This is a genomic window from Aliivibrio sp. A6 (genome assembly GCF_028765505.1).
In the GTDB taxonomy this organism is placed as follows: Bacteria; Pseudomonadota; Gammaproteobacteria; order Enterobacterales; family Vibrionaceae; genus Aliivibrio; species Aliivibrio finisterrensis_A.
Genome location: NZ_JARACR010000011.1, coordinates 39,476 through 62,459, shown reverse-complemented (window position 1 = coordinate 62,459; position 22,984 = coordinate 39,476). Strand labels below are relative to the sequence as shown.

At 38.3% G+C, this 22,984-nt stretch carries 17 protein-coding genes; 10 read left to right on the top strand and 7 right to left on the bottom strand.

The features are described from left to right. Positions 1–108: 108 nt before the first annotated feature. The 8 genes from yiaY to PVK70_RS08610 all read left to right on the top strand — a co-directional run bounded on the left by yiaY (position 109) and on the right by PVK70_RS08610 (position 8,606). On the top strand, positions 109–1,254 hold the full coding sequence (yiaY, locus tag PVK70_RS08645) for an L-threonine dehydrogenase (RefSeq protein WP_130047856.1): 1,146 nt from the start codon (positions 109–111) through the stop codon (positions 1,252–1,254). 159 nt (positions 1,255–1,413) lie between these two features. Then, entirely contained in the window at positions 1,414–2,013 is a 600-nt protein-coding gene (locus tag PVK70_RS08640) for a GTP cyclohydrolase II (RefSeq protein ID WP_130047855.1), read from the top strand. A gap of 220 nt (positions 2,014–2,233) precedes the next feature. Next, positions 2,234–3,487 (top strand): imelysin family protein, encoded by a 1,254-nt coding sequence (locus PVK70_RS08635; RefSeq protein ID WP_130047854.1) that lies wholly within the window; start codon positions 2,234–2,236, stop codon positions 3,485–3,487. Between the two features lie 172 nt (positions 3,488–3,659). Further along, positions 3,660–5,093 carry a di-heme oxidoreductase family protein gene (locus PVK70_RS08630; RefSeq protein WP_130047881.1) on the top strand — a complete coding sequence of 478 codons (1,434 nt, stop codon included), beginning with the start codon at positions 3,660–3,662 and terminating at the stop codon, positions 5,091–5,093. A gap of 10 nt (positions 5,094–5,103) precedes the next feature. Further along, positions 5,104–6,123 carry an imelysin family protein gene (locus tag PVK70_RS08625; RefSeq protein WP_130047853.1) on the top strand — a complete coding sequence of 340 codons (1,020 nt, stop codon included), beginning with the start codon at positions 5,104–5,106 and terminating at the stop codon, positions 6,121–6,123. Further along, entirely contained in the window at positions 6,113–7,228 is a 1,116-nt protein-coding gene (locus tag PVK70_RS08620; RefSeq protein WP_165367211.1) for a DUF1513 domain-containing protein, read from the top strand. The genes PVK70_RS08625 and PVK70_RS08620 overlap by 11 nt, the downstream gene beginning before the upstream one ends. 134 nt (positions 7,229–7,362) lie before the next feature. Beyond that, positions 7,363–8,016 (top strand): MBL fold metallo-hydrolase, encoded by a 654-nt coding sequence (locus PVK70_RS08615; protein WP_130047851.1) that lies wholly within the window; start codon positions 7,363–7,365, stop codon positions 8,014–8,016. A 203-nt stretch (positions 8,017–8,219) separates the two neighbouring features. After that, positions 8,220–8,606 carry a hypothetical protein gene (locus PVK70_RS08610; RefSeq protein WP_130047850.1) on the top strand — a complete coding sequence of 129 codons (387 nt, stop codon included), beginning with the start codon at positions 8,220–8,222 and terminating at the stop codon, positions 8,604–8,606. A 127-nt stretch (positions 8,607–8,733) separates the two neighbouring features. Here PVK70_RS08610 and PVK70_RS08605 read toward each other — a convergent pair whose 3' ends face one another. Further along, positions 8,734–9,651: a DUF3943 domain-containing protein gene (locus tag PVK70_RS08605; protein ID WP_130047849.1), complete on the bottom strand. Its 918-nt coding sequence runs from the start codon at positions 9,649–9,651 to the stop codon at positions 8,734–8,736. 171 nt (positions 9,652–9,822) lie between these two features. Beyond that, entirely contained in the window at positions 9,823–10,995 is a 1,173-nt protein-coding gene (locus PVK70_RS08600) for an aromatic amino acid transport family protein (protein ID WP_130047848.1), read from the bottom strand. A 227-nt stretch (positions 10,996–11,222) separates the two neighbouring features. Here PVK70_RS08600 and PVK70_RS08595 point away from each other — a divergent pair, with 227 nt between their 5' ends. Further along, positions 11,223–12,458: a CinA family nicotinamide mononucleotide deamidase-related protein gene (locus PVK70_RS08595; protein ID WP_130047847.1), complete on the top strand. Its 1,236-nt coding sequence runs from the start codon at positions 11,223–11,225 to the stop codon at positions 12,456–12,458. 41 nt (positions 12,459–12,499) lie between these two features. Here the strand turns inward: PVK70_RS08595 and yfaE are convergent, their stop codons facing one another. The 5 genes from yfaE to ubiG form a co-directional block, all read right to left on the bottom strand. Beyond that, the gene (yfaE, locus tag PVK70_RS08590) at positions 12,500–12,778 is read right to left on the bottom strand and encodes a class I ribonucleotide reductase maintenance protein YfaE (protein WP_130047846.1); all 279 of its coding nucleotides are present in this window, start codon (positions 12,776–12,778) and stop codon (positions 12,500–12,502) included. A gap of 70 nt (positions 12,779–12,848) precedes the next feature. Beyond that, positions 12,849–14,924 (bottom strand): tetratricopeptide repeat-containing diguanylate cyclase, encoded by a 2,076-nt coding sequence (locus PVK70_RS08585; protein ID WP_130047845.1) that lies wholly within the window; start codon positions 14,922–14,924, stop codon positions 12,849–12,851. Positions 14,925–15,132: 208 nt separating this feature from the next. After that, a complete protein-coding gene (gene nrdB, locus PVK70_RS08580; RefSeq protein ID WP_130047844.1) occupies positions 15,133–16,266 on the bottom strand; it encodes a class Ia ribonucleoside-diphosphate reductase subunit beta in 1,134 nt (377 codons plus the stop codon). Positions 16,267–16,440: 174 nt separating this feature from the next. Next, positions 16,441–18,717 carry a class 1a ribonucleoside-diphosphate reductase subunit alpha gene (gene nrdA, locus PVK70_RS08575; protein WP_130047843.1) on the bottom strand — a complete coding sequence of 759 codons (2,277 nt, stop codon included), beginning with the start codon at positions 18,715–18,717 and terminating at the stop codon, positions 16,441–16,443. A gap of 485 nt (positions 18,718–19,202) precedes the next feature. Continuing rightward, entirely contained in the window at positions 19,203–19,907 is a 705-nt protein-coding gene (ubiG, locus tag PVK70_RS08570; RefSeq protein ID WP_130047842.1) for a bifunctional 2-polyprenyl-6-hydroxyphenol methylase/3-demethylubiquinol 3-O-methyltransferase UbiG, read from the bottom strand. Positions 19,908–20,229: 322 nt separating this feature from the next. Here ubiG and gyrA point away from each other — a divergent pair, with 322 nt between their 5' ends. Beyond that, positions 20,230–22,869, top strand: coding sequence for a DNA topoisomerase (ATP-hydrolyzing) subunit A (gene gyrA, locus PVK70_RS08565; protein WP_130047841.1), 2,640 nt, complete (start codon positions 20,230–20,232; stop codon positions 22,867–22,869). Positions 22,870–22,984 lie beyond the last annotated feature (115 nt).

The window sequence follows — 22,984 nt, the reverse complement described above, 5'->3', positions numbered from 1 at the left end:
AAAATAAACCTGTTTCATTTTTTGTCTTAGATCAAAAAGTTATTAACCTCATCAATGTTACAACATAAGCAGTTCTTAAAATTTATATAAATACTAATGGAGTTGGTTATGAGTGCATTTTTTATCCCTACAGTAAACTTAATGGGTGCAGGTTGTCTTACAGAAGCAATGGACAGCATTAAATCTCAAGGCTACAAAAAAGCGTTAATCGTTACTGATAATGTGTTAGTTGCAATTGGTATGGTTAAGCAGGTGTCTGATCTATTAGCCGAGCGCGGTGTAGACGTTGCTGTATTCGATGGAACACAACCAAATCCAACGATTGGTAACGTAAAAGCAGGCCTTAAAATCCTACAAGAAAATCAGTGTGATCTTGTTATTTCGCTTGGTGGTGGCTCTCCACACGATTGTGCGAAAGGCATCGCTTTAGTTGCCGCTAATGGGGGTGAAATTGCTGACTATGAAGGCGTAGATCAATCACCTAAACCACAAATGCCATTAGTTGCTATCAATACAACGGCAGGTACGGCATCAGAAATGACACGTTTCTGTATTATTACTGATGAAGCTCGTCATATTAAAATGGCTATTGTTGATAAACACACAACGCCATTAATGTCGGTAAATGATCCTGAGTTAATGCTTGCTAAACCAGCGTCGTTAACTGCAGCAACGGGTATGGATGCATTAACACATGCGATTGAAGCGTATGTTTCTATTGCAGCAACGCCAATTACAGACGCTGTTGCGATTAAAGCGATGGAATTAATCCAAGCGCATTTACGTACTGCGGTAGAAGATGGCCAAAACCTAGAAGCGCGTGAGCAAATGGCTTACGCACAGTTCATGGCGGGTATGGCGTTTAACAATGCTTCTCTAGGTTATGTTCATGCAATGGCGCACCAACTAGGTGGCTTCTATGATCTTCCACACGGTGTATGTAATGCGATTCTTCTTCCTCACGTACAAAGCTACAACGCAAAAGTATGTCCAGAGCGTCTAAAAGACGTTGCAAAAGCCATGGGCGTAAATGTTGAAGGTATGACAAACGAAGAAGGTGCTCAAGCGGCATTAGAAGCGATTAAACAATTATCACAAGATGTTGGTATTCCTTCTGGTTTGACTGAACTAAATGCTAAAGAAGAAGATTTTGATACCCTAGCTGAAAACGCACTGAAAGACGCTTGTGGTTTTACTAACCCAAAACAAGCAACTCATGAAGAGATTGTGAGCATTTTTAAAGCAGCAATGTAATTAAATATTTATAAAATCATTAATTAAGTACATAAAGGTCTAACATTTGTTAGGCCTTTTTTTTGATTCTTGCATATTTGCTAGGTATGCTTATGATCTTTTTATCAGATTAAATCGTAGAAGATATGATCTTCTCATTGAAAAAGGCAGTAAATCAGCATGGCAAACGTAAGAGCCCGTATAGAGTTAAAAGTAGGGCAGCAAAGTAATATCCCTGCAGAAATGCTTTCATTTGAAGGCCTAGAAACTGAAAAAGAACATGTCGCTGTTATTTTTAATCACGCTGATAAGAATCAAACAACCCCTCTGGTTCGTATGCATTCAGAATGCTTAACGGGAGACGTATTTCATTCATCACGCTGTGATTGTGGTGAACAGTTGGAAGAAACCATTAATCGTATGTCTGAAAGTGGCGGTATTATTTTATACCTTCGCCAAGAGGGGCGTGGTATTGGTTTGTATAATAAATTGGATGCCTATGAGCTTCAAAGTCAAGGTATGAATACCTATGAAGCGAACAACCACTTAGGTTTTGGTGATGACTTACGTGACTTTAAAGAAGCAGCTCAGATGCTTGAAGCACTCGGACTTTCTAAAATTAAACTTGTTACCAATAATCCTAAGAAAATTGAAGATATTCAAAATTACGGTATTGAGTTAGAAGAAGTGGTTAATACTCATGCTCATATCAAGCAAGGCAATGAGCATTATTTAAAAGCAAAGCTTGCTCATGGACATAACCTTGATTTAGATAAATAGCTGCTTTTTACTTAACGCTAAAAAGCACTTACTAGAGCCTCATCATTGGATGGGGCTTTTTTATACTTTACCGTCGACTTGTTAATCTAAATGATAAATATTTGCATTCTTATTTGATTTCGGTATATTACGCAAATAAAAATTATTATCATTAATGAATTCTTACAGATTTCAATTAATGGTTTACAAATTCTATTCATTTGCTCAACAAGGACGATTTATGAACCACGTCAAATTTGCTCGAAATATTGTTACCGTCTCACTTTTTGCTTTACCTGCGTTTTCTTATGCCGCGACTCAAACAGAAGTTGTTGAACATTACGCAGATATTGCGCATGCGGTATACAGTGATTCTTTAACGACAGCTCAGCAACTTGATAAAGCCATTCACACTTTTTTGAATAACCCATCTGAGAAAGGCTTACAAACGGTTAAAACTGCATGGAAAGCAGCGCGTGTTCCTTATCAACAATCAGAAGTCTTCCGCTTTGGTAATGCCGTGGTTGATGATTGGGAAGGGCAACTAAACGCATGGCCATTAGATGAAGGCTTAATTGATTATGTGGCTGATGATTACCAATATGAATTAGGTAATGACGGTGCTAAAGCTAATATCGTTGCTTCTACCTCAATAAAAATTGGTGCAGAAACCCTTGATGTGAAAAACATAGAAGCAGATAAATTAGCGGATCTTAATGAGCTTGGCGGGTCAGAAGCAAACGTAGCAACAGGTTATCATGCCATTGAATTTTTACTTTGGGGCCAAGATTTAAATGGCACGAATGCAGGGGCAGGTGAGCGACCATATACCGATTATGTTATTGGTTCTGCTTGTACTAACGGTAACTGTGAACGCCGTGCTGAGTATTTAAAATCAGCTTCTGAGTTACTAATTAAAGATTTGTCTTGGATGGAAAAGCAGTGGAAAGAAGGTGAGAAAAATTACCGTGCAGAGCTATTATCTGAATCATCAGAGCAAGGTTTACGTAAGATGCTGTTTGGCATGGGCTCTTTATCATTAGGTGAGCTAGCTGGTGAACGCATGAAGGTAGCCTTAGAAGCCAATTCTACAGAAGATGAGCACGATTGTTTCTCTGATAATACGCACAACTCTCATTACTATAATGAACAAGGTATCTATAACGTATATACAGGTACTTACACTCGTGCAGATGGCTCTCAATTATCAGGCCCAAGTATTCACGATTTAGTTGCTAAGAAAGACGCAAAGGCAGCTAAAGAGATTCAGCAACAATTTGATGCAACGCGCACTCAAGTTGGGACGTTAGTATCGGCAGCTGAAAAAGATAACCAACATTTTGACCAATTGATTGCTTCAGACAATACAGCAGGTAATGCATTAGTAAATAAATCAATTATGTCTTTAGTGCTACAAACCGCGTCGATTGAGCGCGCTGCAAATGTGATTGGTATTACAAGCTTAAACCCTGATACCGCAGATCATGATTTTTAATTTTAACGTTAAGAAAAAGCAGTAGTACTCAGCTCAATCACTTCTCCCTCCCGATATAGTGATTGAGCTCTTTTATTTTCTAACATTGTTCTTATCGTAAAAAAACAAGTAAATAATACCTATCTAGGTATGGATAAGAACAATGTTAATGATGGTCAGGATGTTCGATACCATGAAACCCGTAATGCTTGGAGCAATAGCTTTACTCTCAACGTTTTCTTTCTATTCTTTTTCTTCTGATGAGGTGTCTGCTAAGAGTGATTCAGAAGACTCACCGTTTACAAATGTAGTTTCCGGCGGAAAAACCAGCGTGAAGAAAAATGGACAGAATGCCTTTTCTCTACCTGCTGCTAACTTACCAATGAGTAAGCGTCTCGATTTTAGTGTAGGTAATAGCTTTTTTCGTAATCCTTGGGTGCAAGCGCCTGCGTCTACTGATGCCCGTGATGGGTTAGGCCCGTTATTTAATACCAATGGTTGTCAGAGTTGTCATATTAAAGATGGGCGAGGGCATACGCCGAAAGAGGGGGATACTAACGCGGTTTCTATGTTAGTGCGATTAAGTATTCCTGCTTTAACGCCTGAACAGAAAAAACGTGTCATGTTAGAAGGAGTGATCCCAGAGCCAACTTACGGCGGTCAATTACAAGACTTTGCTTTACCGGGAATTGAACCAGAAGGGCAAATTCATATCACGTATACAGCCCATCCAATCACTTTGGCTGATGGTGACGTTGTCACATTACGTAAGCCTAATTTATCAATCACAGAGTTAGCGTATGGTGAGATGGCTGATAATGTATTGATGTCTGCACGTATTGCGCCACCAATGATTGGTTTAGGGTTATTAGAATCTATCCCTGAATCAACAATTTTAGGTTTTGCTGAACAACAAAAAAAAGAGGATCAAGGCGTTTCTGGTAAGGCTAATCGCGTATGGAGTGTAGAAACCAATCAACTAGAGTTAGGTCGCTTTGGCTGGAAGGCTGGACAACCAACACTTATGCAGCAAAATGCCGCGGCCTTTAATGGTGATTTGGGCTTAACCAGTAATATGTTCCCTAAAGATGATTGTACTCAAGCGCAAGAAATTTGTGAGAAGTTACCTCATGGGGGCACTCCTGAAGTGAGTGACAAGATTTTAAATTTTGTCGAGTTTTATTCTCAGCACTTAGCGGTGCCTATTCGCCGTAATGTTCAAGATCCTCAAGTCATTAAAGGGCAAGAATTATTTAAAAATATCGGTTGTGAAAGTTGTCATAAAACGAATATTAAAACAGCAAAAATTGAAGACAGACCAGCGCTATCTAATCAGTTAATTCATCCTTATACAGACATGTTGCTTCATGATATGGGAGAAGGACTTGCTGATAATCGACCAGAGTTTTTGGCTAATGGCCAAGAGTGGCGAACACCACCACTGTGGGGGTTGGGTTATACAAAAGAAGTCAATGGACATACAGAGTTCTTGCATGATGGTCGAGCTCGAAATGTACTAGAAGCAATTTTATGGCATGGCGGTGAGGCTCAGCAATCTAAAGATAAAGTCATTCAATTATCGACACAAGATCGTAATGCGTTATTAGCATTTTTAGATTCGTTATAAGGCGTAAGTAATGAAAACTATCTATTTATTGTTAAGCAGTACGGTGTTACTGACAGCCTGCCAAAGTACAAATGAGGCTAATCAAGTCCCTAATTCTACAAATATGATTGACCATGTTTATTATATTGAGCAGCAGTCAGCCCAGCGTTTAGTTGAATCTAGTCAACGATTGGCTGAGAGTTTTGAAGGATATTGTACGAATCAAACTGAAAAAGAAACGGTGGTTATGCAGTGGCAACAAACCATGCAAGCGTGGATGGCACTGCAAGGTCAACAAAGAGGGCCAGAGGCTGCACTTAGTGTTAATTGGAACATTCAGTTTTGGCCAGATAAGAAAAACACCACTGGGCGAAAAATGTCTCAACTGTTGAAAAAAGATCAAATTTGGAATACTGAATTAATTCAGCAGCAGAGTGTAACAACCCAGGGGTTAGGTGCCATAGAGTGGTTATTGTTTGATAAAGCCTCGACATTGCCAGCATCAGAGTCATGTCATTTAGGTCAGGCCATTACTGCAAACTTAGCGCTTAATACTCTAAAGGTAGATCAAGCATGGCAAGTTAACCCGTGGTCTCAATTAGATGAAACCATGTGGTTAAATGAATACATTGCGTTACTTGCCAATCAGCTTGATTACAGTATGAAAAAACTCAGCCGTCCGCTTGCAAAAATAGGGCAACCACGTCCTTATTTCTCGGAATCATGGCGTTCAGAAACCTCTCTTACTTGGCTTAAATACAATGTAGAAGCGATGCAAAACATATATTTAGCAAATGGTGTTGGACTTGATGATTATTTACGTAAGCAAGGGCATGCTGATTTGGCTGATAGAATTGAAGACCATTTTAATTCAACGTTAGAAACATGGCCTGAATCATCATCACTATTTGCTGAGTTACAGACAAAATCTGGTTATCAAAACACATTAGCTCTATATAACAAATTAGAGTATTTGAAATACCTAATTCACGAAGAAGTGGCTATCGAATTGAACATTGCTATAGGATTTAATGCAACCGATGGCGATTAATAACCAAAGACGAAAGCTATTAAAAAGCAGCCTAGGGGCGATCACATTGTCACCATGGCTAACGGCGTGTTCATCCGCACCGAATTCAGATAAAAATGCGGTTTTGATCTCTTGCTCTCGAACAGCAAATGGACATTTTGGCGCAGTGGTGGCAGATAATGAGGGAAACCCTATTCATTCTGTACCTTTACCAGCAAGAGGGCATGGCGTTGCAATTACGCCGAACGGTGAACTGGCCGTTGCATTTGCTCGTCGTCCTGGCAATTACATGCAATTATTTAATATAAAGACGGGCGTAAGCTATCCAATTACGCCATCAATGCCAAATCGTTACTTCTATGGTCATGGTGTGTTTTCTTCTGATGGGTTAACGCTTTACACCACTGAAGGAGAGAAAGAAACCAGTCAGGGAGTTATCGGGGTTTATCAATTGCAGGGAACTCAATTAATAAAAGTAAAAGAGTTCTCAGGGTTTGGTATTGGTCCACATGAGGTAATTCGTGTTGATAATATGACCTTAGCTATTGGGGTTGGTGGTGTTCATACTAAAGGCCGTGTTCCTCTTAATTTAGAATCAATGAAACCAGCACTTGTGTATTTATCGACAAGTTCTGGTGAGGTTCTTGAACGCGTTGGATTAGCGGATCATAAATTAAGTATTCGTCACTTATCCTTGATGGATGATGGTCGAGTGTTGTGTGGGCAGCAATATCGAGGTGAACCAGAAGATGGCGTGCCATTGATTGCAGTACATCGACGTGGAGAGGCTTTACAACAATTAAATGCGGAACCAGAGGAGTGGTTGCGATTTAATCATTATATAGCGAGTATTGCTGTACTTGGCGATCACGTGGTTGCTACGTCACCCAGAGGGAATTGTTATGGTGTTTGGAATTTAAAAAACAAACAATTGATCGAGATAGCCTCGTTAGCTGATGCGTCAGGCGTGGTAGTCAATAGTCGAGATAACCTTTTACCACAGTGGCACATTAGCTCTGGTACTGGCAAAGTGATTACTCGTTCTGAAAATGGTGAGATGGTTAGTCATCAAACCAATGTAATGTGGGATAACCATTGGAGTCAAATTCCACCAACGGTGATTTAATACCAATCTACATAAGTATTTGATCAACTATTTATCCAGAATGGTATAACGATTACCATTAAAAGAAACATCATAATTCCCCTAAAATAAGAGCCGTGCTATTCTTGGGTTAACTATTTTAGGAAGAGAAAGCTATGAGTTTACAATATCAAATTATTCCAGTGACTCCTTATGAGCAAAACTGTTCAATTGTATGGTGTGATGAAACCATGAAAGGGGTTGTTGTCGATCCCGGTGGTGATGTTCAATTGCTAAAACAAGCAATTGATGCGTTAAATATTGATGTTGTACACATGGTATTAACTCATGGTCATCTCGATCATGTTGGTGGCACCGAAGACTTAGCTGCGATTACTAATGCGTCGATTATTGGCCCACATAAAGAAGATAACTTTTGGTTACAAGGACTTCCTAATCAAAGTGAACGATTTGGTTTCCCTCATACTGAAGCATTCGAGCCTAATCAATGGCTAAATGAAGGCGATGTGATTGAATTCGGTAATCAAAAGTTAGATGTTTTACACACTCCTGGTCATACACCGGGACATGTTGTTTTGTTTAACCAAGAAGCTAAGATGGCATTTGTTGGTGATGTATTATTTAAAGGTGCCATTGGTCGTTCTGATTTCCCTAAAGGTGATTTTGATACGCTGATTGCATCGATCAAAACAAAACTATGGCCTTTAGGTAATGAGATGAAATTTGTACCGGGCCATGGACCAGAGTCAACTTTTGGTCATGAGCGCAGAACAAACCCGTTTGTTGCGGATGAAATGCCATTCTGGTAAGAAAATTGGCAAAATTGCCGTACTTTTCGCCATACAGTGTCATCCTCTCTATAAATATTGCGCGTTTTTTGGTATAAAACGCGCTTCGCCAATTCCAATACGACTATTTGAGTTTCACTTTAGGAATTGACATCTTTTTTCCGCTATCATTTTTGAGTCTTAACGGCTTAAAAATAGAGTTAGCGCAACGGAGTTTAAGTTTCATGAAAATTGCTCACAAACGTAAAGTACAGTCTAAGCTGCATAAACGAATTAAAGCAACTGCACCAAAAACTGAAGTGAAAAAAGCAGCTAAACCTGCAAAAGTAGCTAAACCAGTTGAGAAGAAAGTGGAAGCAGTAGTTGCAGCAGCACCTAAAGCGGCAACAGTAGCGACAGATATCGCTCTTACGCCAAAGCAACAGACTGTATTTGATATTGTTTGCCAGAATCCTGAAGGTATCAATTCAAAAGAGATCGGTGTTAAAGCTGGTCAAGAAGAAACAAAAGCAGCAGCGTGGGCAACAGGTGGCTTGAAAAAGCTAGTTGAAGAAAACCTAGTTGTGCGTGAGCAGCTTGCTGGTAATAAAGTAATTTACAAAGCAGCATAATGCTTTAGTAACTCACTTTAAGACACAAAGAAGCCGAGACTGTCTCGGTTTTTTTGTGCCTGTGATATTTTGATATAAAAAAGGGCACTACAAAGAGTGCCCTTAATCGTTAAACTAAGAAAAGTGTTTAGAATTTTAATTTAACTTCAAGGCCCACAAACTGATCTGTATAAGGCATACCCGCATCATAAGCAAATTGTGCGGCATCACCATTACTGAACCATGCATTATATGCCAAGTTAACTTCAGTATCGCCACCCCATGCATCCGTTACCCAATAATGGATATGTCCCACAGGGTTTAAGAAGAACAGGCTCACGCTACCTAAAGTATCTGAGCCCATGACTTCACCGCCATTTTCTGTAATGCGTAGCTCTTGCTGTAACATCAGCTCACCAACAACAGCACCAAAGAATGGGGTTACGAATAAATCTTGAATAGAAGGTACTTCAGCAAATGCTTCTACCCCATACTCCCAGAAGAAAGTAGACATGGTTGTTGAGTATAAGAAAGATTCGAACTCATTAAAGCCAGCGTGACGTGCGGCAGTATAGTAAACACCACCAAAATATGGGTGCATGATGTAATTTAAGAAATGCTCATCTTTATCCCAAACAGGACCAGCACTCACGTTATCTTTCCATTTAGAACCCAGACCTTTAATGCTTGAATCTTCTGAATCCCATTTAGTAATGCTTTCAGGAAGAAATGTCATTAAACCAACGGTTGCAACACTCAAGCCAAGGATGGTGTACGACTGCTCCATTAGGTAGTCCCAATCACGCTCGTCCGACACTCGTAAATAGTGTGGTAATTGAGTGCTGTCTGCATACGTATCATTTTCAGCGACTTTAGACGGAGTAATATCACCATCTAATCGCATTGGAGATAAATCAAAAGAGGCCGTTGAACAATAGCTAGAATAAATGTTAGTAGAGCAATCATTTTGATATTCCATGTCATAGGCGCTATTAGTATCTAATGCAAATACTGGTGATGAAGCTGCACATCCTAAAAGCAAACTGGCTATTGCTTGTTTTTTCACGGAAAGTCCTTAATTAAATCAAATACTGAGCTAGATCACAATTATCTACTATTAAGCAGAAAATGCAAAACATAAAAGCAGTAAAGGCCCAATTAAGACTCCTTTAAAAAGAGAAATAGGCCTTTACTTCAGATGGTTACAGTTAGCTTTTTTAGTTCAGTGTATTTGACGTTAGAATGAACTTAATACCTGACTACCAATAATGGTTAAGCCAAACAGTACGACAAGTATAAGTGCAATGTTGCCACCTGCGACTGTGTATTCTGCATTATTATGTATTTTTCGAGCAGAAAAGACTAAAGCAACAGGTAAAAATAGAGCAAGAATTACAAGTGCGATAGCTGCATACCCTAGAGCGGTGATAAAACCTTGTGGGTAAAATAAAGCGAACATCAGTGGTGGAGTGTAGGTTAAAACAGCAGTAACGATAGATGATTTTTGCCATTTTTTTGAAGAGTCACGTAAAAACTCAAAAAGGCCTAAACTCACACCAATAAACGAGGTTAATAGTGCTAAATCTGCGAATAATGATAAGGCAATTTGAATAAATTGATGATCGATTGATTGTTGAATCGTAGTAATGAACTGATTTAGGCCATTAATTTGTTCAAACTCAGACTGAGATAATTGACCTAAAGTAATGCCTTGCCAAAACAAGTAAATGATCAAAGGAAGAGAAGAGCCAATTAATAAGCTGATTTTGATCTTTTTGATATCAAGGTCAAGGTAATTAACGATTGCGGGAATACTGCCATGAAAACCAAATGAGGTAAAAATAACAGGCAAAGCAGTAATAAAGACTCCTTGATGTACAGGAAGTGACATTAAGTACTCGCCGGTAATGTTTGGTGTTAAGAAAAAAAGAATCGACACCAGCATGATGAGTTTTAATGCAAATAATCCACGGTTAATGAAATCAACCGTTTTTGTTCCAAGCGCAATAATTACTGCGACAATTACGGTAAACAGAATTGTTGAGAATGTTTTTGGTAGTTGAAAAGGACTCACTAGATTAATTTTTTCATGAAATTGTTCACTGCCACCTGCGATATATGCAGCGCATAATGCGTAAAAGAGAAATAACATTGAAAAAGTAGCTATTCGCTGCCCATTTTTTCCTAAAAATTGAAGTGCAAGGCTGTGTAGTGTTGCGCTTTGGTGTCCATGCTGATGAACTTCGAGCATTAACAAGCTTGTGTAACTCATGATTGCCCAAATACCAACCATTAATATACTTGCTGTAAAGAAACCAAGACTTGCAGAGACAAGAGGTAAGGCTAACATACCTGCGCCAATCGTTGTTCCTGCAATAATGAGAGAGCTTCCTAATACTTTTGTCTTCATTTATACCACTTCTATACTAAATCAAATCTTTTTCAATGATGAGAATGTACGCCCATTTTACTATTAACTCAATCATTTTGTATTGATTGAATTACAGTTGATGTAAATTAATGTTTACATTGGTTTTTTGAGTGGATATTTACCTGAATTAAAACAAGATTAGTTTTTTAAAACGATTAATGTGATAAATTAGTAGGAATTATAGAAATATCAAAGAGGAAGAGTGCATGTTGCAAGTAGCAATGATTAGCACAGGCGAAGAAGTCCTTCATGGTGACATTGTTGATACCAATGCTGCGTGGATGTCTCAACTATTTTATCAACATGGTTTTAAGTTATCTAACCGCTCAACTGTCGGTGATAGCATTGATGCGTTAGTTGCTGAAATACAACACCAAACTCAAACCGCATCTATTGTTATAGTTAATGGTGGGTTAGGGCCAACATCTGATGATATTTCTAGCGAAGCAGCAGCAAAGGTGATTAATACGCCATTGGTCATGTCTCATTATTGGTTAGAACGAATGCAAGCTCGTTATTTAGAGCAAGGCCGCGAAATGCCAAACAGCAATATTAAGCAGGCGATGCTACCTGAGGGGGCTCAGATTATTGATAACCCGGTGGGTACAGCTTGTGGCTTTTTTATTGAAGTAAATAAGTCAATCGTATTGTTTACGCCTGGTGTCCCTTCTGAATTTAAAGTGATGGTTGAACATCAAATATTGCCTCGTATGAAGCAGTGGCATCCAATGGTTGAAGCATCTGAATGCAGTCGATTATTTACGTTTGGTTTATCTGAATCGGGTATTCAAGATAAACTGCAACAATTGCGTTTACCTTATGGTTTTGAAATTGGCTATCGTTCATCACTGCCTTTTATTGAAGTAAAACTGTTTGGACCTGCAAACCATGATGGTCGTTTCCCTGTGTTAGAGCGAATGTATCATTTACTTGGCGATAATGTCGTTAGTGTTGATGAATCTATGTTGCCAAATGTAGGGGCGTTATTAAGTGAGTTTTCATTAAATCTTACTGTGGCAGAACAAGCGACAGGAGGGTGGTTAACTAACTGGTTACAAGAAGATGACCAAATCCGTCTTAATATGAAGCAAGGCTGGATTCTCTCTTCACAAGTCGATCAACAAATGGCAGATCAAGATCCTTTAGCCGCGGCTTTGGCACTTGCAGCAGCAACGCGTGAAAGAACTCAAACCGCTATTGGTTTAGCATCAGGGCCAATTATTCAAGGTAAAGTTGCTGTTGCGCTATCTACTCCTTATGGAGAGTGGGGCCAACTAGTGAGTCTAAAACGTAATTATGCTTATAATGACATGCGAGCAATTTTATCCACACTGATGCTTGATATGTTGCGTCGCTGTTTGGAAAAGAAACCAATGTTTGGTCAATATGAATCATTGAATAGAGAATCAGAGATTTATGTTCCACAAAGCGCGTTGCAGTAATATTTATTAAATACTAAAGAGCGATCCTATGGGTCGTTTTTTTATGCCTTTTTTTCAGCAAGTTGAAAGGTTACGCCTTCAAGCACAATATCTGATTTTGCTTTGCATACACAGGGCAAGATTTCGTTGGTCGATAAAAAGGCAAGAGGGAAACTCTGATAACTGACCTCTCCTGATATCAATGTGCATCGACATGTACCACAATCACCATTTCTACATTGTGACTCTACAATCATTCCGTTGCCTTCCATTACCTCTAGTAAGGTTTTATTTTCTTGATTATGTAGTGTAGTCACTTTATTGATGTGGATTTTTGACATGTAATGGAAGCTCTGATCATTGAATTGAACAAAATAATACCATAGGTTTCACAGCAATGAGTGTGTCATTTTATTGAATCAGCGCTTCTGTCTGAGAAAAATCATAATAGCAATCTCGGCCCATCTCTTTAGCTTTATAGAGAGCCTTGTCTGCACGATCGACAACCTGGGAAAGTGTTAATGTATGTAAGCCTTCTTCTATGTAGCTAATGCCAATGGATGCAGAAACATAATGAGAGCATGTTGATTTTTCATGAGGGATAAATAAATACTTGATCGCTTTTAACAACGAATATAATTTTCCCTGAGTTTTTTCTTTATTAATACCTGCGATTAAAATGAAAAACTCATCGCCACCATAACGATAGACTTCAGTATTTAAACCATGAAAGTGTTCTTTGATTAATTTACTGATTTTAATTAGTATTTTGTCACCAGCAATATGCCCATAGGTGTCGTTATATTCTTTATAGTGATCAATATCAATCATTATAGAGGTGTAGACATTAGAGGGCTGTTTTTTTAATTGCAGGAAATGTGCATCAAGTGATTTACGATTCCATACTTGTGTAAGGTGATCGGTTTGCGAAAGATAAAGAAGTTGTTGTCTGTTATATTGGTTTTCAAGCGCTATAGAGATATAGTTGATCAGCTGTGTAAACAGCTCAAAATGAAATGCTTGGTATTGATAGCTCTCTTTTGCTTGAACCGTAAATCCGGCTTGTATCTCACCATTGATTTTTATTGGTGAGAACATGACTGATTTAAAGTGAACTTTCCTGTCACACTTATCGCCAAGCATGGTAACTTTTTGCTCGCTATTCATATGATTAAAATAAAAAGCTGAATTACTCTTTATACAGTAACTCATGTAAGTCGCCTCATTTTTGCAGTTGGTTACATAAGGCGTTTTTGGTGTGTGATTCTCATCAAGGTAATGGATCGAGATAGAATCAGCTTCTTTATCGTAGAAGCCTAGTGCTAGGGTGTCTGTTTGAAATAAAGTAGAAAGATCTTGTTGAATAGTAGGGAGAATACTTTGAATATCAGTACTGTTATTAATGTATTGCCCAATTTTATTCACTAATGCCAAGTTATCTGACAATGACTTCATTGTACTTAATTGTAATTTAGCTGTATTTAAGCGATACAATTGTTGTAGGTAATCACTTTCTCTTTTAAGTAGCTCTCTTCGTGAATTAAGCAGTGAAGATGTTAATGTTTGGTAATATTGTTCACGAATTTCAATGGCTGGGATATCTTTAATTCTAAGTAAGATAATGTCATTAAACCCATCAATTAATTTATCGCTTTCAATGCTTTTTGCAATGGATAAACCGCGTTCAATATAGGTATCTAACATTTCGTATTTATGATGACTTGTTAAATATTGGCAATAGTCAAGGAGCATTTCAGCTTGATAATAGTCGTTCTGACTGCGACACATATTTTCAATAGATAGCAGATGAAAGGCCTCTGCTTCATCAATATTATGATGACCATTCGCAATTTCCGCTTTTATTTTGTAATAAAATCCTAAAAATCGCGGTTCTTCTTTTATATCATCAAATAGGGTATTGATAATATTTAATGCTTCATCAAAGTGACATTGTTTTGCCTTAATTTCGGCTATGTTAAATAGAGGCACTGCGGCTGATAATTTATGAGCGTGCTGCTGCAGAAGTAAAGTTGCTTCTTCAAAATGTGCAAGGGCTTCATTGAAATTACCAAGCTGGAGAAAGATATCACCAATATTGTTTTTTATAAGACCAATTATATAGCAATCACCGATCGGATTTGATTTTTCTGCTTTTGTTAAAAACTTATGAGCATAAAAATAGTTACCAAGCATGCCATAAACGGTACCGATATTATAATGACAAAAACAAATAAGAAATTCTTGCTTATTTTGTTGAGCAAAAGTAATAGCATCGAAAAATAGATTAATGGATTCTATTAGTCTTCCAGAGCGAGAATATAAGAACCCTTGAAAAATAAATTCAAATTGTGGGGGGATACTTTGATTCTGTCTTAAAGATTCAGACGTAATAGTATTGAGGCGAAATTGCACCTGCTGTTTTGATGAAGCAATAGGCAGTTGCCTTACTTGCTCCAATAGATAACTTGTCCACAGTTCATTAGCCATAATTTATATTTATATTTATATTTATATTTATATTTATATTTATATTTTTTATTTAATTACAATAGATTATGGCATGTAAGTGATCTTATATGAAGCGAGGTCTCGTTTTTGACTCTTTCATATAAGTAAAAGTGTGGTGTACGTCAAAATTTTGTCAAAAAAAAGCCGAAATAAAATTCGGCTTTTTAAAGAAAGAGGTGAAATAAAATTATAATTCAAAGTCGCCTAAATCATCGGCATCCACATCATTATCAATTTGTCCTACAAGATAAGAGCTGATCTCTGTTTCTTGAGGAGCAACTTGGACGTTATCTGAACTCAACCAAGAATTAATCCATGGAATTGGATTTTGTGTCGCGCCTTCGTAAGCACTGTTAAGTCCAACCGCTTTCATGCGTAAGTTGGTAATATACTCAACGTATTGGCAAAGAATATCTTTGTTTAGACCAATCATTGAGCCGTCTTTGAATAGGTAGCTTGCCCACTCTTTTTCTTGCTCAGCTGCCGCTTTAAATAGATCAAAACATTCTTGCTCACATTCTGATGCAATTTCAACAAATTCAGGATCGTCTTGACCTGTACGAAGTAGGTTCAGCATGTGCTGAGTACTGGTTAGGTGTAAAGATTCATCACGAGCGATCAGTTTAATAATTTTAGCATTACCTTCCATTAATTCACGTTCAGCAAAAGCGAATGAACAAGCAAAGCTTACGTAGAATCGAATGGCTTCTAATGCATTTACAGACATCAAGCAAAGGTATAATTTCTTTTTCAGCTCACGTTTAGAAATAGTGATTTCTTCACCATTTAAAACATGAGTACCTTCACCGAAACGGTGATAGTCGTTAGTTGCTTGGATCAAGTTATCGTAGTAATGCGCAATGTCTTTTGCACGCTTTAGGATTTCTTCGTTTTCAACGATGTCATCAAAGATAATTGATGGGTTATTTACAATATTACGAATAATATGCGTGTATGAACGTGAATGAATCGTTTCAGAGAATGACCATGTCTCAATCCAAGTTTCTAGTTCAGGAATAGAAACCAAAGGAAGCAGTGCCACATTTGGGCTTCGACCTTGGATTGAATCTAATAAAGTTTGGTATTTTAGATTACTGATGAAGATATGCTGTTCATGCTCTGGCAGATTATTGTAATCAATGCGATCACCAGAAACATCAACTTCTTCCGGACGCCAGAAGAAAGAAAGCTGCTTTTCGATAAGTTTTTCAAAGATCTGAAATTTTTGTTGGTCATAACGAGCAACATTTACCGAGTTACCTAAGAACATAGGTTCTTTCAATTGATCATTTTTTTCTTGTCGAAAAGTACTGTACGCCATGGAAACCTCAATGTGATTAAAGCCAAAGAAATAGAGAAGGGCTTCTTAATTTAAAAATTATGCCGATAGATACCTATACGAACTTAGGTACATATTGGATTAATAATTACAAATATGGAGCTAAAAGATAAATAAGCCCGCTAATGAAAGCGGGCTTGATTTTAAAATGGAAACTTAGATCTTACAACCACCGCCTGCACAATCGTCATCTTGTCCAAGATCACCTTGTGAGTCGCTAGCACCATCACGGGTGTTATGATAATAAAGAGTCTTAAGACCCAGTTTATAAGCCGTTAATAGATCTTTTAACAGCAGCTTCATTGGCACTTTGCCATTTGGCTGAATGTTTGGATCATAGTTTGTATTTGCTGAGATAGCCTGATCAACAAACTTCTGCATGATACCTACAAGTTGTAAATAACCGTCATTTGAACCGATATTCCAAAGTAACTCATAGTTATCTTTTAGATTTACGTAATCAGGAACAACTTGCTTCAAGATACCGTCTTTAGATGCTTTTACTGAAACAAACCCACGCGGTGGTTCAATACCATTCGTTGCATTAGAGATTTGAGAAGAAGTCTCAGAAGGCATTAATGCAGACAATGTTGAGTTACGTAGACCGTGAGTTTTGATTTCTTCTCGTAGTGTTTCCCAATCTAAATGCAGTTGCTCAGAACATACATTATCGATGTCTTTTTTATAAGAATCGATTGGTAAGATACCTTGCGCATACGTTGTTTCATTGAATGCAGGACAAGCACCTTGCTCTTTTGCTAAACCAACAGACGCTTTTAGAAGATAGAATTGAATCGCTTCAAACGTTTTATGTGTTAAGCCATTTGCACTACCATCAGAGTACTTAACGCCATTTTTTGCAAGGTAGTAAGCATAGTTAATTACACCAACTCCTAACGTACGACGATTCATTGTTGACTTGTATGCTGCAGGAAGAGGGTAGTCTTGGTAATCAAGCAGTGCATCAAGAGCGCGTACTGCAAGTTCAGCTAATTCTTCAAGCTCTTCAAGTTTTTCAATTGCACCTAAGTTAAATGCAGAAAGCGTACATAATGCAATTTCACCTTCCTCATCATTAACATGTGTTAATGGCTTAGTAGGAAGCGCGATTTCTAAACATAAGTTCGATTGACGTACAGGTGCAACACTTGGATCAAATGGGCTGTGCGTATTACAGTGATCGACGTTTTGAATATAGATACGACCTGTTGAAGCACGCTCTTGCATAAGCAGAGAAAATAATTCGATAGCTTTAACCGTTTCACGTTTAATCGAAGTATCTTGCTCGTAGATCTCATATAGACGTTCAAATTCTGCTTGGTCAGCAAAGAATGCGTCGTATAGACCAGGAACATCAGATGGTGAGAATAAGCTAATGTGACCACCTTTAATAAGGCGTGTGTACATTAGTTTATTAATTTGTACGCCGTAATCCATATGACGAACACGGTTCTCTTCTACACCACGGTTATTTTTAAGAACTAATAGCGATTCTACTTCACGGTGCCAGATAGGGTAGAACAGTGTTGCTGCACCACCACGAACACCACCTTGAGAACAACATTTTACTGCTGTTTGGAAGTATTTGTAGAATGGGATACAACCGGTATGGAAAGCTTCACCATCACGGATCTCAGAACCAAGAGCACGAATACGCCCGGCATTGATACCGATACCAGCACGTTGAGATACGTAACGTACAATTGAACCTGCAGTTGCATTGATAGAGTCTAAGCTGTCATCACATTCAATTAGTACACAAGAGCTAAACTGGCGAGTAGGGGTACGTACACCAGACATGATTGGTGTAGGTAGTGAAATCTTGAATCGTGATGTTGCATCATAGAAACGTTGAATGTATTCAAGGCGCGTTTCTTTAGGGTATTTAGCAAATAAACACGCCGCAACTAAGATATAAAGGAATTGTGCACTTTCGTAAATCGCGCCCGTTACACGGTTTTGAACAAAGTACTTACCTTCAAGCTGTTTAACTGCAGCGTATGAGAAATCCATATCACGGTTATGATCGATCATTTGATCCATCATATTAAATTCTGCTTCTGTGTAATCTTCGATAATGTGCTTATCGTATTTACCCAGTTCGATTAAGTTATTTACGTGCTTAAATAATGTCGGCGGCTCAAATTGACCATACGCTTTTTTACGAAGGTGGAAAACAGACAAACGCGCTGCTAAGTATTGATAATCAGGCGTTTCTTCAGAGATAAGATCAGCAGCAGCTTTGATGATAGTTTCATGAATATCAGACGTCTTCATACCGTCATAAAACTGAATATGAGATTTCATTTCTACTTGAGATACTGAAACGTTATCTAGATCTTCTGCTGCCCACGTGATCACTTTATGGATCTTATCTAAATTGATCTTTTCTGTGGTGCCATTTCGCTTAGTAACGGTAAGCTGTTGGGTCATTTGTGACTTTTCCTTAGAATGAAGAACGAAATATGTAGTATTTGTAATTTTCGTTATTAATTTGTGATCGAGCTCATAGTGTGAATTAATCAATAAACACAAGATGTAGGGCTTAATAAATAATTGACTACAAGATAATGATAAAATGAGCAGTGATCAAGTCTGAAATTAAGAGAGACCTGTGGATAACCTATGAATTAAAAAAAACAGTAAGTAGCTACTAACCGAGTTAGATTAGGTATAGCAAGACATCAGAAATAACGTATTTCATAATGGTGGAGAAGTAGACAGTTAAAAAAATATTTTTCTTGATTTTTGTGGTTTAGGTGGATCTCTAAGAATCAAAAAAAATTGCTGATTTGTTGTTCTAAATTTAGCATTAATGCGGCTTTAGTAAACAAGTTAAGAATTGAGATATTTTGAAATTAATTCACTCTTTATTTGCATTAAGAACACAGATAAAGAGTGAAAATTATGATAAAGGCTTATAGGGAGGTATGAACGATATAGTTAACATCAACATTTTTGCCTAATGAATAAACATCTGTTAACGGGTTGTAATGTAAGCCAGTGATGCCTTGTTCTTGTAACGCGGTTTGATCGAGCATCTTTAATAATTCAGAAGGGCGAATGAATTTATTATGGTCATGTGTCCCTTTTGGCACGAGCTTTAGCAATTGCTCTGCACCAACAATGGCAAACAAATACGATTTGATATTACGATTTAACGTAGAGAAAAATACGTGCCCGCCAGGTTTAACCATTTTTGCACATGAACGAATAACTGAAAGTGGATCAGGGACATGTTCAAGCATTTCCATGCAGGTCACTACATCGTATGTCTCTGGGTTTTCTTCAGCGTGTTGCTCAGCCGTTGATTGAATGTATTCTAATGTTGTCCCTGTTTCTAAAGCATGTAAACGAGCAACCGTTAAAGGTTCTTTTCCCATGTCCAAACCAACAACATCAGCACCTTGGTTTGCCATGCTTTCAGCTAAAATACCACCACCACAGCCAACGTCTAATACTTTTTTACCAAACAAACCGTTGGCATTATCTAGTACATAATTAAGGCGTAATGGGTTGATTTGATGTAACGGTTTAAATTCACCTTCAAGATCCCACCAACGAGACGCCATATCTTCAAACTTTTTGATTTCTGCCGGATCGACATTTAACGGTTGAGTCATAGTTCATATTCCTTTTTAATCTTCCTCTATTATATACAGAAAAAAAACAGAAAGAGAGCGATAAAAGTGGTGATTTTTTAGTCGTATTTGTTATGTTTTTCAAGAATATGATGATCTGATATGTGACTTGCTCCTGATTTCGTAGGATTCTTAAGCTTAAGAGTTGTTTTGCGAATTAAAACGATGCGAAATTGAAGTGTTATGTGCTATATTTTGCAATCTTGCACGTTTATCAGTATCAATTACTTTATCTTTATAGATAGTATGATTGATAAAGTAATTGATATTGATACGACAGAACTAATTGAGGGATATTGGCTCTATGAGCGATCTTGCTAAAGGGATCACGCCCGTAAATATTGAAGATGAGCTTCGAGGTTCATACCTAGACTATGCGATGTCAGTAATCGTTGGTCGTGCTCTTCCAGATGTGCGTGATGGTCTAAAACCTGTACACCGTCGTGTTTTATTCGCGATGGATGTATTAGGTAATGATTGGAATAAACCATATAAAAAATCTGCCCGTGTAGTCGGCGACGTAATTGGTAAGTATCACCCACACGGTGATAGTGCTGTATACGACACGATAGTACGTATGGCGCAGCCGTTCTCACTACGCTATATGCTTGTTGATGGCCAAGGTAACTTTGGTTCTATCGATGGGGATTCAGCGGCGGCGATGCGTTATACCGAAGTTCGTATGTCGAAAATTGCTCACGAACTGTTGGCAGATTTAGACAAAGAAACCGTAGACTACGTTCCTAACTATGATGGTACAGAACAAATCCCTGCGGTATTACCTACTCGTGTCCCTAACTTATTAGTTAATGGTGCATCAGGTATCGCTGTTGGTATGGCAACAAACATTCCACCTCATAACTTAACTGAAGTGGTTAATGGTTGTTTAGCATTCATCGAGAATGAAGATATCACTATCGATGAGCTGATAAACTACATTCCAGGTCCTGACTTTCCGACAGCTGCATTAATCAGCGGTCGTAAAGGCATCGTTGATGCATATAAAACAGGCCGTGGTAAAGTTTACATGCGTTCTAAAGCAAACATCGAAGCTGACAAGAATGGTAAAGAAACTATTGTTGTTACTGAGATCCCTTATCAAGTAAACAAGGCCCGTGTAATTGAAAAAATTGCAGAGCTTGTTAAAGATAAGAAAGTAGAAGGCATTTCAGCACTGCGTGACGAATCTGATAAAGATGGTATGCGTATTGTTATCGAATGTAAGCGTGATGCAGTAGGTGAGGTGGTTCTTAATAACCTGTACTCATTAACTCAGCTTCAAACGACATTCGGCGTAAACATGGTTGCACTAGATAACGGCCAACCAAAACTGTTCAACCTGAAAGAAATGTTGAAGTGTTTTGTTGATCACCGTCGTGAAGTGGTAACTCGTCGTACTATTTTTGAATTACGCAAAGCGCGTGATCGTGCTCATATCCTTGAAGGTTTAGCACTAGCATTAGCAAACATTGATGAAATCATTGAGCTAATCAAAAATGCTCCGACACCTGCTGATGCAAAACAAGGCCTTATCGATCGTGGTTGGAATCTTGGCAACGTAGCTGACATGCTAGAGCGTGCAGGTACAGATGCAGCTCGTCCAGATTGGTTAGAGCCAGAGTTTGGTATCCGTGAAGGTAAATACTTCTTAACGGAGCAACAAGCTCAAGCTATCCTAGAATTACGTCTACACCGTTTAACTGGTTTAGAACATGAAAAAATTCTAGATGAATACAAAACTTTATTAGACGAAATCGCAGAGCTAATGCATATCCTTGCAAGCACAGAACGTCTAATGGAAGTTATCCGTGACGAATTAGTAGCCGTTCGTGATACTTATGGTGATGAGCGTCGTACTGAAATTGGTGCCGCAATTCACGATATCGACATGGAAGACTTAATCACACAAGAAGACGTAGTAGTAACGCTTTCTCGTGAAGGTTATGTTAAGTACCAAATTTTAGGTGACTACGAAGCTCAGCGTCGTGGTGGTAAAGGTAAGAGTGCAACGAAGATGAAAGACACCGATTATATCGAGCGTCTACTTGTTGCTAATACTCATGATAATATCCTTTGCTTCTCTACACGTGGTAAAGCATACAGCTTGAAAGTATTCCAACTTCCTCAAGCTAGCCGTACTGCTCGTGGTAAGCCTATCGTTAACATTCTTCCTCTAGAAGAAGGTGAGCGTATTACAGCGATTCTACCAGTATCTGAATACTCTGAAGATAAGTTTATCTTCATGGCAACAGGTGATGGTACCGTTAAGAAAACATCGCTAGATCAATTCGCTAAAGTTCGTGCAAACGGTCTGATTGCAGTTAATCTACGTGAAGATGATTCATTGATCGGTGTTGATATCACTGATGGTTCAAATGAAATCATGCTGTTCTCTAAAGCAGGTAAAGTGGTTCGTTTCAACGAAGAACATGTTCGTGGAATGGGTCGTACTGCTTCGGGTGTTCGTGGTATGAAACTGACTGGTGAAGATCAGGTTGTTTCGTTAATTGTTCCTTCAAATGAAGGTGACATTTTAACAGTGACAGAAAATGGTTACGGTAAACGTACTAAACTTTCTGAATACCCAACGAAGAGCCGTGCAACACAAGGTGTTGTATCTATCAAGGTTTCTGAGCGTAACGGCAGTGTTGTTGGTGCCGTTCAAACTGAAGATGGTGATGAGTTCATGATGATCACTGATGCAGGTACGCTAGTTCGTACTCGCGTATCAGAAGTAAGCCAAGTGGGTCGTAATACCCAAGGTGTTACTCTGATCCGTACTGCTGAAGATGAGAATGTAGTTGGTCTACAACGCATTGATGAGCCAGAAGAGATTGAAGTCCTTGAAGGTGAAGAGGGCGAAGTAACAGAAGCAACAGAAAATACTGAAGCAACTGAAGCGCCTCAAACTGATGATTCAGACACTGAAAGCACAGAAGAATAAGTAATTACTTAATCTGAAAATTAAAAGCCTGCTTAGAAATAAGCGGGCTTTTTTATATCTATTATTTGGCTAGACTAGAATGGGGGTATAATACCATTCTGGATAAGTAGTTGCT